Source organism: Acinetobacter sp. NyZ410 (assembly GCF_022828975.1).
In the GTDB taxonomy this organism is placed as follows: Bacteria; Pseudomonadota; Gammaproteobacteria; order Pseudomonadales; family Moraxellaceae; genus Acinetobacter; species Acinetobacter guillouiae.
Map to the genome: position 1 here is coordinate 4,154,553 of NZ_CP094620.1, position 14,103 is coordinate 4,168,655.

14 protein-coding genes are annotated in these 14,103 nt (G+C 37.0%); 2 read left to right on the plus strand and 12 right to left on the minus strand.

Annotated features, from left to right (window positions below; all coding sequences use genetic code 11):
* Positions 1-21 precede the first annotated feature (21 nt).
* From MTO68_RS19595 to MTO68_RS19640, 10 genes are all read right to left on the minus strand, one after another.
* The gene (locus MTO68_RS19595) at positions 22-1,191 is read right to left on the minus strand and encodes a low temperature requirement protein A (protein WP_244014037.1); all 1,170 of its coding nucleotides are present in this window, start codon (positions 1,189-1,191) and stop codon (positions 22-24) included.
* Between the two features lie 177 nt (positions 1,192-1,368).
* On the minus strand, positions 1,369-1,833 hold the full coding sequence (locus MTO68_RS19600) for a nuclear transport factor 2 family protein (protein ID WP_004724016.1): 465 nt from the start codon (positions 1,831-1,833) through the stop codon (positions 1,369-1,371).
* A 723-nt stretch (positions 1,834-2,556) separates the two neighbouring features.
* A complete protein-coding gene (locus MTO68_RS19605; protein ID WP_004817785.1) occupies positions 2,557-2,898 on the minus strand; it encodes a YegP family protein in 342 nt (113 codons plus the stop codon).
* 254 nt (positions 2,899-3,152) lie between these two features.
* Entirely contained in the window at positions 3,153-3,611 is a 459-nt protein-coding gene (locus MTO68_RS19610; protein WP_004817787.1) for a hypothetical protein, read from the minus strand.
* A gap of 121 nt (positions 3,612-3,732) precedes the next feature.
* Positions 3,733-4,377, minus strand: coding sequence for a dethiobiotin synthase (gene bioD, locus MTO68_RS19615; protein WP_244014038.1), 645 nt, complete (start codon positions 4,375-4,377; stop codon positions 3,733-3,735).
* A complete protein-coding gene (gene bioC / locus MTO68_RS19620) occupies positions 4,374-5,150 on the minus strand; it encodes a malonyl-ACP O-methyltransferase BioC (RefSeq protein ID WP_004817790.1) in 777 nt (258 codons plus the stop codon). Before bioC ends, bioD begins: the two co-directional genes overlap by 4 nt.
* A 7-nt stretch (positions 5,151-5,157) precedes the next feature.
* Positions 5,158-6,327, minus strand: a complete 1,170-nt coding sequence (locus tag MTO68_RS19625; protein WP_244014040.1) for an 8-amino-7-oxononanoate synthase — start codon at positions 6,325-6,327, stop codon at positions 5,158-5,160.
* Positions 6,324-7,658 (minus strand): adenosylmethionine--8-amino-7-oxononanoate transaminase, encoded by a 1,335-nt coding sequence (bioA, locus tag MTO68_RS19630; protein WP_244014042.1) that lies wholly within the window; start codon positions 7,656-7,658, stop codon positions 6,324-6,326. Before bioA ends, MTO68_RS19625 begins: the two co-directional genes overlap by 4 nt.
* 104 nt (positions 7,659-7,762) lie before the next feature.
* Entirely contained in the window at positions 7,763-8,482 is a 720-nt protein-coding gene (locus MTO68_RS19635) for a YqiA/YcfP family alpha/beta fold hydrolase (protein ID WP_244014043.1), read from the minus strand.
* 73 nt (positions 8,483-8,555) lie between these two features.
* Positions 8,556-8,879 (minus strand): DUF6176 family protein, encoded by a 324-nt coding sequence (locus MTO68_RS19640; RefSeq protein WP_034614586.1) that lies wholly within the window; start codon positions 8,877-8,879, stop codon positions 8,556-8,558.
* Positions 8,880-9,013: 134 nt separating this feature from the next.
* Here MTO68_RS19640 and MTO68_RS19645 point away from each other — a divergent pair, with 134 nt between their 5' ends.
* The gene (locus MTO68_RS19645) at positions 9,014-9,586 is read left to right on the plus strand and encodes a peroxiredoxin (protein ID WP_096735106.1); all 573 of its coding nucleotides are present in this window, start codon (positions 9,014-9,016) and stop codon (positions 9,584-9,586) included.
* Positions 9,587-9,676: 90 nt separating this feature from the next.
* Here MTO68_RS19645 and bfr read toward each other — a convergent pair whose 3' ends face one another.
* Entirely contained in the window at positions 9,677-10,141 is a 465-nt protein-coding gene (gene bfr / locus MTO68_RS19650) for a bacterioferritin (protein ID WP_004724037.1), read from the minus strand.
* A 387-nt stretch (positions 10,142-10,528) separates the two neighbouring features.
* On the opposite strand from bfr, the gene MTO68_RS19655 reads away from it, so the two are divergent.
* Positions 10,529-11,593 (plus strand): aldehyde reductase, encoded by a 1,065-nt coding sequence (locus MTO68_RS19655; protein ID WP_244014045.1) that lies wholly within the window; start codon positions 10,529-10,531, stop codon positions 11,591-11,593.
* An 89-nt stretch (positions 11,594-11,682) separates the two neighbouring features.
* On the opposite strand, the gene MTO68_RS19660 is transcribed toward MTO68_RS19655, so the two are convergent.
* Positions 11,683-13,830, minus strand: a complete 2,148-nt coding sequence (locus MTO68_RS19660) for a TonB-dependent siderophore receptor (protein ID WP_244014047.1) — start codon at positions 13,828-13,830, stop codon at positions 11,683-11,685.
* Positions 13,831-14,103: the final 273 nt, after the last annotated feature.

Consider the following 14,103-nt stretch of genomic DNA (forward strand, 5'->3'; position numbering starts at 1 on the left):
GCTCAAAACCCACTTAATTGATTATCTTGCCAAATAACATTTTGAAAAAATTAAACGTAGCGCATAAACAATTGCCATAACAAAAACAGCATAACCCACTTGGGTAAAGATCATCGGAATACAGAGTACGATGGCGGCTGTAATTGGATAAAACCATTTCTTAATCCCTGAAAGATGGTGAATTTCCTGTAGTAACCAAAGGCTCGCAGTATAGACAATCAAAGAGATTGCAACAAAATAACTGACGATGTCAGCCGAGATCTCAGCCTTATGCGTCACCACATCCACCGCAGCAGCTAAACCTGCACCAAGGGCGGCAATACTCACGAAAATAAAAAAGTGACCATAGCCCCATGAAAATGCACGTTTACGACTATTGAGTCGTTCAGCCACATCATGATCAAAATATGCCCACCACATGGTAAACATAATCAATAAGCCACCAATGGTCAAAAAGATTAATTCTTGGCTTAACAACTGATTGTTTAATGCATCAGAAATTGCAGCAAAACTTCCAATGATCGATTCACCAAGGACAATGATGGTGAGTAAGGCATAACGCTCAGAAATATGATGTGGATGCCACGGCGTCATGTTATGTGCTTCCGCAAAGATCGGCACACTCAGTTCAGCGATAACCAAGAGTAGAAATAAATAAATGGTGAAATTAATCGGGGTAAAGTGAAAAAGTAACCAGCCAATCTGTACGATGATAATACCAGCCGCATATCTCATCGCTGTTTGTTTACGCTCAGGATCATTTTTGGCAACACGAAACCATTGTGTAACGAGTCCCAAACGCATGATGACATAACCAATAATGATCACGTCAAAATCTTGTTGCTGAAACGCAAACGGGATCCCTGCTGCAATCACAAGTGAACCAATAATCTGCACAAAGGTCATGATTCGATAAAATACATCATCATTGTCATAGGCAGATGCAAACCAGCTAAAGTTCATCCATGCCCACCACAATGCAAAGAACACCATGAAATAAAGTGTTAAGCCATGTGATAAATGATTTTCGATAATACTATGGTGTAATTGTTGTCCTGCGGTCGCAATGGCGACCACAAAAATCAAATCAAATAACAATTCTAATGAGGTTGCGGCGCGATGTGGTTCGTGCGGATTTCGTGGTGCAAGTGGCTTTAACCACCCGTATTTTACAAATAATGAATTTGGCATTATTTTCACATTATTGAGATTATTATCATGATTTTTTCAAAACTCCATCTTTCATTCAAGTAAAAAACTGAGTTCTTTTGACAATTTTGTTAATGATCTAACATCGATCTCGCAAATTTAAAAATACACAAATAAAAAGCCCAATCAAAGGGCTTAATAACAAACAAATCTAGCTTGCTAAACCACTAATTTCAATTTAGCAATATCCTTGATCACGATCGCTTTACCCGTGCTCATATCAATCGGCATCGAAATATGTTGATGTACGACTAACCATTGATCACCTTTCTTTTTCAGGCACAATGTTGTTCGACACCATGGCATCTGCAGCTTATCTTTAAGCACAGAATTTTCCACTTTTGAATGGCAATGCAATACAGCTAAATCGTTTGACGCATAGATTTTCATATTGCGACGCACAATTTGCACATTCTCACTAAAATATGGACTGAACTTCTCCCATTCTTTCTTGTACGCATCGATACCGTCTAATTGTATACTCACATCAAACATATTGATATCATCCGCACATTGATCTAATAGATGATCAATTTTATTACCAAGAACAGCAGCATCCCATAATTCAATTTGAGATATTATCTCGTCGGCAATTTTCACATTACCATCGATTGCTATTTTCATCATAAAACCTCATTATTCTTATTTGTGATGAATTTAACACTTAATAAGTATTATGTGAAGTGTTTTGTTTATTTTTTCATATCTAATCAATTTAAATCAAAATAATCACTGTTCATTAATCTGATTTAAGCAGTTTATAAAACCAACCGTATTCTGCTTAGATATTAACCAAAACCTTTCACAAAAATAAATCACTCAATAATACAAATAGATATAAAAAATTTGTACTTCAGCATAAAAAGCTTATTCTTAATTTAGTTAATAATTCTTCAATAATTTATTAACCAAATTTAATAATCTTTTTAATTAATGTTGAAGCTGTTATTAAATAATCATTCTCCTTTTATTTAATATTGAAGTTAGCCTAACATATTTAAACTTTAAAAAATCTTTAAAAAAATCATAAATGACTATGAGAAAAAATCATACTACCCTTCCAATATAAGAAGAAACTCAAAACTGAAGATATAAATAGATAATCTAAACTGATATCCAACTCAAGTTTATATATTGCGCTTGGAATGATTATTCTATACAACTTAATAATATATATTTTTATGGTTTAATTTCTATGTTTTAAAACCCTTTGCAAGCATTCAAATATTAGAATTTTATTACCATAAATAAATACTTATTTTTTATCATTTGTTTTTTAGATTCAAAAAAAAGCATGTCATTGCAATGACATGCTTTTGCTGTTTGGTTTGAATTGTTTTGCTTGATTTAGGCTTGTTCTGTTAAATCTTTTATTTTGTCTGAAGGGCCATTTTTCTTCACAGACTCAATCCCATTATCGCGAGCAGCATCACCTGAATAGAATTGACTTGTTCCGATAATTTGATGATTCGCCGCTTTTAAGTTGAAATAAGGCTTACCATTTTTCGCTTCTAAACGATCATAACGTGCATCATCTGGGCTATTTTTTTGCACAGAGGCAATACCATTTTGTGCAGAAGCTTTTGCTTTATAGAGCTCACTGGTGAGAATAATTTCGCCATTTCCTGCTTTTAATACAAAGCGATATTGACCATCTTTAGCTTGACTAATTTCATACCATCCTGACATGGTTCACCTCTTCATTATTTTCGGTTTATTTTATTTCACAGCGCTTGTTGGACATAAATTACGCTACTGATATGAAATATAAATGACTTTTCATGTTAAAAAAAGATTAATTTGTTATAACTTTATTGTTTATGTAACGCTGCAGAGTGACATCGCTCAAATTAGCACAATGCTTTTATTATTAAGTCACAATAAAGTTTAAAGCCATTAAAAAAATGACTTTAAACTTAGATTCTGCATTTAGCCATTAACAATCAACGATCAAAAAAACCTGTGCTGGTATAACCTGGATAGACTGTTTTCATTAAACGCTCAATTTCCGAATCATTGCCACGTAAAAAACTTTCCAAACAATCCCGAAATACCGCAAAAGGAAGGTCATCGTTATCAAAACTGGGCATCTCTTCAGATTTAAACAAACCAAAAAAATGCGATTTTTGTTGTTTTTGATAGAGTTCAGCATGTGCATTAAAGTTATATTGATTGCGACTATAAACCACAAATAGTCCGCCGAACTTACGTCCAGTTTGAATATGCTCAATTTGAAAAAATGGAAAATCACCGTGGTGCTCCTCCATGTATCCCCAGACGACTTGTTGCATCCAATCAATCTGATCAAAACGACTTAAAATTTGCGTTGCGGCATTACTTTCAAAATCAAGAGAAGTTATTTCAAGCTCTTTAAATAACTCAATTCGAATTTTAAAACTCATCAGGATTACCTTTTATACACATCGCTTATTTAAAGCATTCAGATTTTTTAAAAGCGACAAGAAAACAGCAGACTCGGAACACTATGAATCAGCTGTTTCAGCACTCAATTCGATGAACAAACTAACAGATTACTGGAATATCAATCCATGCACTGTTCGGAAAATGTTTCACCAAATAATGCTTTAAAAATTCTGCGGTATCTTTTGAAATCAGTTCATCTTGAGATTCATCATTTAAATTATAAGCAAGTGCATAAAGCTCAAGCCCTCGACTTTTTAAAGCCTCTAAACTTAAAATCGTATGATTAATACTGCCCAAACGCCCTGAGCTGACTAAAATCACAGGAAGCTTTTTCTGGGCCACATAATCAATTGAAAGTAAGCTGGTAGTTAGGGGTACCATCAATCCACCTGCACCCTCTAACAAAACAACATCATACGTTTCTGCCAGTTGTTGAGTAGCATCTGCAATTTTTTCAAAATCAATCTCACGCCCATCAATTTTGCTGGCTAAATGAGGCGATGCAGGATAGCTAAAGATTTCAGGCATGGTGAGCTTGGTTTCATCCTCTGGAAACCAGCCCATTCCCATAATCTCACGATGTTGTTCGATATCTTCTGAAATATCGGTATTACCCGTTTGGATTAATTTCTGCGTAATGGTTTTTTGACCTCGCTCATTCCATAATTTGGCTAAATATCCGGTGGTATAGGTTTTGCCAATTCCAGTATCTATTCCACTGATAAAGTAAACTGATCCAGTCATGACATTCTCCGCAAAATACAATAAATAGGATGATAAGTCAGTGAGTAGCGTATATTTCCTGACTGATCAGCCTGTGAAAACTGTTGATAGTGATGATAAAAATCGGCGAGACTCTGCTTTGTCCATCTAAAGCCAGATGCTGTCGCAGTCACTCCTGTGGCTTTTAAATGCTGCAAAATATATTTGGGATGAGAAAAATTGAGATGCTCAATTTGCTCTGAAATATGTAGAATTTCAAAACCATTTCGCTTTAATTGTTGTTGCAGATCGTCAAGGGATAGGTAATTCAGACCTTGCCCTGTTAAGCTTTTAATTTCCTGTAAATTATGCTGTCCAAAAGTTGAAAAACAAAAATACGCATTAGGATTTAAATGATGAAAGGCCTGTTGAAAAATACCATTTAAATCACTCATCCATTGTAAAACGGAACTTGAGCTAATTAAGTCTAAATGTTTTGGAAATTCAAGCTGTTCTATATCGCCAATCCGATATTCAATCGGTTTATCCGCAGGGAAATGCTGCTGAACTTCGGGGTATAGATCATTTAAAATCAAATGTTTAATTTGCAAATTTTGCAGTAAAAGCTCAGTTAAGTTTCCAGAACCACAACCGATTTCAAACACATTTTCATAGTGTGCTGGGCAATATTCGCTTATTAAATTAAACAGTTGTTGTGCAATATTTTTTTGTACGACCGCATGTTCAGTATAGCTCTGCCCTGCCTGAGCAAAACGCAAGGCAATCTGTGATTTATCAATTTCTGGATGTTTCACATTCAACTCACAACAACGGAATTAGCTGATCTAGATCAGCTTGGGTGATTTGAGCAGTTAAACAGATACGTAACCGTGAGCTGTGTTGAGGTACAGTCGGGGGACGTACAGGCATAATATAAAATCCTGCATCTTGTAATGCTTTGGCCTTTTCAACCGTTTTAATCGAGTCACCTACAATGACCGGAACAATATGTGATGTTGATGGGCACTCAAAACCTTTGCTTTGAACAGCCTGTTGTAGATACTGACTTGCAGATTGCAAATATTGGCGGCGCTGATCTAAGCCTAAAACTTTCTGAAAAACAAAGTTTGTCCATGCCATACATATTGGCGGTTGTGCAGTACTGAAAATCAAAGGGCGCATCGCATTAATCAAATAATCGCGAATCACCGCATGACAAATTAAATAACCACCAACTGAAGCGATTGCCTTACCAAAAGTTCCCACGAGTAGATCAATATCATCAATCACCGCATATTGTTCAGCACAACCTAAGCCCTGCTCACCACGTACTCCAATTGCATGTGCTTCGTCTACATAGAGCATGACTTTGCAAAACTGTTGCTTAATACTCACCAATGCTGCTAAGTCCGTTTCATCACCATCCATACTAAAAATCGACTCAGTCACGACAATAATGCGCTCGAAAGCCTCATCTGCATGATATTTTTGTAAAAGCTGAGTCAAATGATTTAAATCATTATGACGATAACGTACATATTTGGCTGAGGATAAACGGATCCCATCAATCATACTGGCATGAATCAATTTATCTGCCAGAATCAGCGTTTTACTGTCTGCAAGTGCAGGTAAAATACCAATATTCATATGATAGCCGCTGTTAAATAACAATGCCGCCCGACCATGAAAAGCCTGAGTTAAACTATTTTCAAGCAGTTCATATTCTGAAAAATGTCCAGTCAACAAGCGTGAAGACGAAGAACTCATTCGTCGTTGATCATTGGGTGTTTCATCAAAAAACTGTTCACGTAATGTGAGATCAGATGCCAATCCTAGATAATCATTTGAAGCCAAATTGAGCATTTGATGCTGATCAAGGCGAATATAACGACCTTGTTGAACATTCGAACGAAATTGGCGTAAATTGCCTTGCTGTTTAAGCACATCAAGCTGCTGTGAAAAATGTTCAAGATGGGTATTGATCAAGCTCATGTGCTTTGCTCCATACCTTTGACCACTTCGACCAATTGTTCCAGCAAAGTTTTTAATTCTTGTGCTGTGATGACATATGGAGGCATGACATAGACCAATTTACCAAATGGTCGTATCCAGATACCACGACGTACAAATTCCTGTTGTAAAGTTTTCATATCGACATTCACAGTCAATTCAACCACCCCTATCGCACCAAGAACTCGCACATCATCAACATGATTAAGGGACTGTAAAGGCTGTAAGGCATCTCTAAGCTGAGCTTCAATTCTTTGAATATTGCTCTGCCAATCTTGAGAAATTAATAATTGTGTACTTTTGACAGCAACGGCGCATGCCAAGGGATTTGCCATAAAGGTTGGGCCATGCATAAACACACCCGCTTCACCCTGACTTATCGTTTCAGCAATATGCTTGGTGGTTAATGTCGCAGAAAGCGTCATATAGCCACCCGTTAGGCCTTTACCAATACACATAATGTCAGGTTCAACTTGTGCATGCTCCCATGCAAATAGTTTTCCTGTACGCCCAAAACCCGTAGCGATTTCATCAAAAATCAGCAAAACATTGTATTTTTCGCAAAGCAATTTGGCTTGACGCAAATATTCAGGATGGTAAAAACGCATCCCTCCCGCACCTTGTACAATTGGCTCAAGAATTAAACCTGCAATCGTTGCATGCTGTTCAGCCAAAGTTTTCTCAAGTTCAGCAATGTCACTTTGATCCCATTGCTCATAAAATCCGACTTGAGGGGCTGGAACAAATAAGCGATTGGGCAAACTTGAACCAAAAATTTGATGCATGCCCGTTACAGGGTCACAAACAGACATCGCATTCCAAGTATCGCCATGATAGCCAGATCGTGGGGTAACAAAATTAGTTTTCTCTGTATAGCCCTGCGAAGACCAAAACTGTACAGCCATCTTCAATGCCACTTCTACAGCGACAGAACCAGAATCGGCAAAGAACACTTTATCTAAATTAGGCGGGGTCAGTTGAACCAGTAATTTTCCAAGCTGGATCGCAGGATCATGGGTAAATCCACCAAACATGATATGTGACATATCCTGTAACTGATCTGTCACTGCTTGATTCAACTCAGGATGATTATAACCGTGAATCACACACCACCACGAAGACATCCCATCTATCAATTGGCGCCCATCTTCAAGTTCAATGGTTACACCATAGGCTTTTTTAACCTTAAAGGTCGGTAAGGGATTGGTCATAGAAGTATATGGATGCCAAATATGTTGCCGATCAAAGTCCAGATCATCTAACTTTGATTGTTCAAGATCGACATCATCAAACCCATTATTTAAATCGGTCATCCGTTCACTCCATGTGCATTACAATTACAGCAAAAAACAGTTTAGCGATGTTAAACCTGCACGCAATAAAAATAAATTGCGAGATTCACCACTGATCCATAGATTTATTCTATTTTTTGTAAATATTGGCAGATTTTGTCACTTAGACTTAAAAAATCAAAAACTGGAACGCCATGTGAACCATTTACCAGCTCAACATCTAAAAACTTTGCTGTGAAATTTTGAAATTTCTCATAGACTTTGCCACTAACTAAGAAATCCTGTTGAGCAAATATATGATACTGTTTGCCAGCATAGTTATTTAAGATCGCGACATTATTTAATTGCTCAAGACACACCAATCCTTGTTTTAACAATTCTAAATTTTGCGGCTGAATCAAACTTTGCAAATGTACAAAATCTTCTCGCGTGGTTGCGGTGCCCTGACAAACCATAAAACCAAATTTCTTTAATGTCGCAATCGCATCATGTTCAAAGGACTGTTTAAAGTTGTGAAAGGTTGTTTGGCTCATTGCCGTTTGCCACTCAGCATTTGCCACAAAACAAGGATTTGAAGCCAGTGTAATCAAGACTTTTTGTTGTTGGTATTGCTGTTCAATTTGCTCGACCAGCAAGCTTGCCAATTGCCCACCTAAAGACCAACCACAAATCACATCAAAATCTTTGGCTTGCTTCACCTGCTGTTGTAAAACACTTTGATCCAGCGCATTAAAGATATTGATCAATACAACTTCATGGCCTTGTTGTTGTAAAGCCTGTTGTAAAGCCTTGAGTAGTTTGGTTCCACCGCCCCAACCTGTGATCAGCAAAATACGTTGATTCAATTTAAGCCACTATAAAACAATAACGATGTTTTATTAGATCATGCTTAAAATTGAACGACAATCGGACTTCTAACTATTTCTGATGGTGTAAATCGACCAATAAGCTGGCTGGAATCACTTTTTGCCAAGTGCGTTTAAATTGCTGATGTACTTGATCGATTGCAAACTGACTTTTTCTCGAAATTTCATGTGCTTTTGCAATATCATCTGCCCGTGTATAAGCAATCAAATAATCTAGTCCATCCAGTTCCACATGGAACCATGATTCAACATGCACACCTTCAGCCTGAAGTGTTTCAATTGCCTCATGCTTACGCCTATTCAATTGATTTTGCCATGCGACAACATCGTCCATCATGGCTACTTTTAGTTGAATCAATACTGCACCAACGTCCATAATTTTACGTTCTATTTATTTTAAACGGTCTTTTATCATAAATGGCATGTGAACAATTGCAAACATTTTACATACCGCCAAAACCTTAAAATTTGCTAAGATCAAATCAGGATCAATTTAGGAAAGTGTTTGTCATGAAATTATCACGACTGTTCAGTATTAGCTTACTTTCCGTTTCAGCTTTATGCATATTGAACACGGCCAGCCATGCGGAAAGCTCTATTCTCTCCAAACTGGATTCCAACCAAAAGCAATGGGTAGGTAAGCCTGCACCAAGTTTTAAACTACAAGATCAAAATTCAAAATGGCACGAACTGAGTCAATATAAAGGTAAATGGGTTGTTCTCTACTTTTACCCAAAAGATGATTCACCTGGCTGTACACAAGAGGCCAATCAATTTAAATCACTCTACCCACAATTTATAAAAAATAATGCGGTGGTGCTTGGTGTCAGTTTGGATGATGTGCAATCACATCAAAAGTTCTCTGAAAAGCTGGGACTAAATTTCCCAATTCTTGCCGATAGCAATCATCAACTCGCAGACCAATTTGGAATCATCCGAAACTTGGGCATCGCTAAAATAGCAAAACGAGAAACTTTTTTGATTGATCCACAAGGAACGATTGTGTATCACTATAGCAGTGTAAATACCCAAACACATGCCGATCAAGTCTTAGCGGATATTCAGAAGTTTTCAAAAAAATAACGACTGAAGCATTAAAAAAGCCTTTAGATGAATGTCTAAAGGCTTTTTTAATCTAAAACATCTCACCTTAAGCAAGAAGCTTAGTGTGTCTTACATTTGAGATTGAATATAATTCTGTAAACCAATTAATTCGATCAAACCTAATTGTTTTTCAAGCCAGTAAGTATGATCTTCTTCAGTATCGTTCATTTGTTGACGCAGCATATCACGGGTCACGTAATCGCCTTTTTCTTCACATAGCTTTACGCCTTGTGCCAATTTTTCACGTACATGATATTCCAATGCCAAATCGGCTTTTAAACAGGTTACAACATCTTCACCTGTAACAATATCGTCACGCTTCATGTTCGGGGTACCTTCAAGGAAAAGTACACGGCGAATTAAAGCGTCTGCATGTGAAGCTTCTTCTTGCATTTCATGATCAATACGTTCATAAATTTTGCTTAAGCCCCAATCTTCATACATACGCGAATGAATAAGATACTGATCACGAGCAGCCAGTTCGCCACCGATCAACATATTTAGATAGTCTATGACTTCTGGATTGCCACGCATTTCAATTACTCCACATTCTTTTGCAATAGTATGGACAAATTTTACCAGTTTTGCAAAAGACAAAATGTGTAAGTTTATGATTTTTATAAAATTAAAATGATAAACATACGCATTTGCAATTTGAATAAGTATTTTTTCATATAAAAAATAACCGCTTACAAAATTTCATTGATGGTTTATTGGTGATTTTTCATCAAAATTCAAAATGATTTATTTTGTAACCATTAAAAATGCTTCTTATTCACCCTCATTATTCCATTTTCTGTTCATTTTCAATGACAGAACCCTCACTTTATCTTCTTGGCTTTTTTTAATGCTAATATTTCAAGACAATTTTAACTTTAATATTTATGATATTGAATATTAACAATTAGCAGGAAAAAAATAATGTCTCAGGGAAACACATCAGCGCCGATTCTAGTTACAGGTGCAACAGGCTATATCGCCAGTTGGGTGATTCAAAAATTACTTGAGCAAGGTTATACCGTTCATGCCACTGTACGTGATCTTAATAAGAAACAAAGCTTTGCACATTTAGAGAAAATCGCACAAGCCAGCTCTGGCACACTAAAACTATTTAAAGCCAACCTTTTAGAAAATGGTTCTTTTGATGAAGCCATGCAGGGCTGTGAAGTTGTGTTACATATGGCTTCGCCATTTGTTGTGACCAATTATAAAGATGCTGTTAAAGATATTATTGAACCTGCAATTTTAGGCACGGAAAATGTCTTAAATAGTGTCAATAAAACAGAGTCTGTCAAACGAGTCATTGTGACTTCAAGTATCGCGTCTACTTATGGTGATGCAATTGATATTTTAAAAACACAGCATAATCAGTTTGATGAATCTCACTGGAATACCACCAGCTCAACCACGCACCAACCGTACCCGTATTCAAAAGTTATGGCAGAGCGTAAAGCATGGGAAATGGCGGAAGCACAAAATCGTTGGACGCTGGTCTGTGTTAACCCTGCATTGGTACTTGGCCCATCACTGACCGCAAATACACAGTCAGGGAGCGTAGAAGTCTTAGAGCAATTTGCCAACGGCATGACCTTACTCGGTGTCCCACCGATGTGGAATGGTATTGTGGATGTTCGTGATGTTGCTGATGCGCATATTTTGGCAGCATTCAAGGAAAATGCATCTGGACGTTACATTATTAGTGGTGGCTCACTCAGCCTTTTGGAAATGGGTAAAATTTTACGTCAAAATTTTGGACAAAAATTTCCTTTTCCGCGTAACCAAGTCCCGAAAAAAGCATTTAAATTCATTGGACCTGCATTTGGCTATTCGCGTGATTTTATTGAAAAGAATATGGGCTACCCTATCTTTTTTAATGCTGATAAAAGTAAACAGGAATTGGGGATGAGTTATCGTAATATTGAAACCAGTTTAGTCGAGCATTTCCAGCAGCTTCTTGATGACGGTGTGGTGAAGAAATATATTTAATAACAGCTCAACTAATTCTTAAAGCCAAAAAGCCTTTTTCAAATATGAAAAAGGCTTTTTGGCTTATAGCGTTCAACATCAGCTAAGGCTTAGAAATCAAAAGTCACACCGACTTTATAAGTTCTTGCACCACCGACTAAAGCATAGTTTGAATTAAATACACCTTCCCAATATTTTTTATTGGCAACATTATCAACATTGGCAAGGAATGTGGTATTTACCCCACCAAGTTTGGTTTTATAGCGAGCGCCTAAGTCAACAATCGTATAGTCTGGTAGTTCTAGCGTATTCTCTTCATTCAAATATTGCTCACTCACATAACTTACACGGGTATTGACATGCAGCCCCTCAACCTTAGGAATGGCATAATCAAGCCCTAAAGAAGCTGTAAAATCGGGTACACCATATATTTTATTACCTTCGAAAGCGACCTTCGCTGATTTCACATATTCAGCATCGATATAGGCCAAATTCCCCATCACAGATAAAGTATCTGTAACATTGCCAGAGAATGACCATTCCACCCCACGAGCGCGCGTTTCAGCATCATCATTGACTTTATTACTTATGCTGTCCAGATAAGCCTCAGGCTTTTTAATCTGATAAAGTGCCAAAGTATTTAACCACGAACCCAACTGATATTTTGCACCTAACTCATATTGCTTGGTTTGATAAGGTGCAAGTGTCTCACCTCTATTTATCGCAGTTGGATAGGTCGTTTCTGAGACAGTAATCCCTTCAGCTAAGCCCTCGACATAGCTTGCATAAAAAGATAAATCCTCACCAATTGGTTTGACAACAATCCCCAAACTTGGTGATAGCTTATCTGCACTATAAGCTGATTTTTTGACAAGATTCTTAGTATCGATATCTTGATAACGTCCACCTAAAATCAGTTGTAATTTATCATCCAACATTGAAAGCTGATCCGTTAAGGTATAACTCACATACTCATTATCACCATAAGGAACAATTTCTGGATAGGTTGTTGGCATTGTTCCTGTATTTGATGGATCATATAAATTGGTCGTAAACCCCGAACTGGTTGCGGATTTATGTTGTGAATATTTGCGGGTTAAATAGTCAGTACGCAATCCCAAAGTATGCTTGATCGCACCTGTATCAAATTTTGCTTCAAAGCCTGCATTAGCAGCAGTATTATGTTCTTTTGATCCCACTCGATAATATTGTGAGGTTGCATTTCCATTTAAATTATTGACAATCATACGTGTGCCAAAAAGGTGACCATCATATGATTTTTCTACATATCCAACGCCTGCAAATGCTTTTAAATCAGGGGTAAATTTATATTCACTGGATAAGCCTACAAATTGGCTGTTGGTATTGCCTTCTAAGTTTGAAAAGTAGTTTAAATCCCCTTTAGGTGCTGCAAGTACATAATTAACACTGCCCTTGCCACCCATGGCGACCATTGCAGGTGAACCGCCTTTACGATTTCCTTTGACCGCATAAGCATCTAAATTAATCTTTAGTTTATCCGTGGTGTAATCCGCAGCAATTGCCCCTAGAGCTTGACGATCATTCATTCCATCAATGATATGTTCGCCATCTGCATAAGCGCCATTCACACGTACACCAAACTCTTTGTTCTCACCAAAACGACGAGATACATCAAAGCCTGATTGATAATATCCTTCATCTTGAAACGATGCAGAAACTCGGGTGAGTTCTTGATCTGCCCGTTTAGAATGCCCCATCACAATCCCGCCCACACTGCCTGTAGGAGCAACACCTGCAACCAATGCATTTGGACCTTTAAGCACAGTCACTGACTCTAAAAATTCCGTAGGCATCCGACCATAAGGTGCAACACCATAAAAGCCGTTATAATTTAGATCCTCATGATTGACATCGAAACCACGGATTTTAAAGTTTTCATTTAAATGCCCTTGATTGGTTGTGGTTCGAATACTGGCATCATTTTTTAACACCTCCCCCGCCGTGTTTGCTTGTTGATTTTCAATCAATTGTGCTGAATAAGAGGTGATACTAAACGGCGTATCTATAATTTTCTTATTTCCCAATGGCCCTAAATCTGTATTTTTTTGCAAAGCACCGTTGGCAAATGTTGGTTTTTCTTGTTCTTTTTCAGCAGCGACTTTAATCGTAGGCAAAGCAGTAATTTCATCATTTGCCCAAATTGTTTGTGTAAGTCCCCCACCAAAAAGCACGATAGAAATAGAATTGACTAGAAATGTTTGAGAAAAATTTTTCATATAAATAATAAGACACTTTTCAAATGATAATGATTATTATATAGACTTTCACTATTGTTAAGAATTGTAATTTCTCATCTAAAGTTAAGTTTAATGGAAAATTCTAATAAATAAGAATTATTATCATATAGCGTACTAATGATAGAGCAAGCAACCTTGTGAAATACAATCGCTAAAATACAGTGCGAAAAATTCTATTAAAAAATGACGACTTGTTGATTTGCTATCGCATCAATCTTGAAATGATGATTTTAATTTTTGAAAACTGTAAAG

Bases quoted from the DNA above. Each gene is read 5' to 3' on its own strand.
- bioA (WP_244014042.1), bottom strand. From the start codon at position 7,658: ATGACCGATTTAAATAATGGGTTTGATGATGTCGATCTTGAACAATCA.
- bioD (WP_244014038.1), bottom strand. From the start codon at position 4,377: ATGACTGGATCAGTTTACTTTATCAGTGGAATAGATACTGGAATTGGC.
- MTO68_RS19655 (WP_244014045.1), top strand. From the start codon at position 10,529: ATGTCTCAGGGAAACACATCAGCGCCGATTCTAGTTACAGGTGCAACA.
- bfr (WP_004724037.1), bottom strand. From the start codon at position 10,141: ATGCGTGGCAATCCAGAAGTCATAGACTATCTAAATATGTTGATCGGT.
- MTO68_RS19625 (WP_244014040.1), bottom strand. From the start codon at position 6,327: ATGAGCTTGATCAATACCCATCTTGAACATTTTTCACAGCAGCTTGAT.
- MTO68_RS19640 (WP_034614586.1), bottom strand. From the start codon at position 8,879: ATGGACGTTGGTGCAGTATTGATTCAACTAAAAGTAGCCATGATGGAC.
- MTO68_RS19600 (WP_004724016.1), bottom strand. From the start codon at position 1,833: ATGAAAATAGCAATCGATGGTAATGTGAAAATTGCCGACGAGATAATA.
- MTO68_RS19610 (WP_004817787.1), bottom strand. From the start codon at position 3,611: ATGAGTTTTAAAATTCGAATTGAGTTATTTAAAGAGCTTGAAATAACT.
- MTO68_RS19595 (WP_244014037.1), bottom strand. From the start codon at position 1,191: ATGCCAAATTCATTATTTGTAAAATACGGGTGGTTAAAGCCACTTGCA.
- MTO68_RS19605 (WP_004817785.1), bottom strand. From the start codon at position 2,898: ATGTCAGGATGGTATGAAATTAGTCAAGCTAAAGATGGTCAATATCGC.
- MTO68_RS19660 (WP_244014047.1), bottom strand. From the start codon at position 13,830: ATGAAAAATTTTTCTCAAACATTTCTAGTCAATTCTATTTCTATCGTG.
- MTO68_RS19645 (WP_096735106.1), top strand. From the start codon at position 9,014: ATGAAATTATCACGACTGTTCAGTATTAGCTTACTTTCCGTTTCAGCT.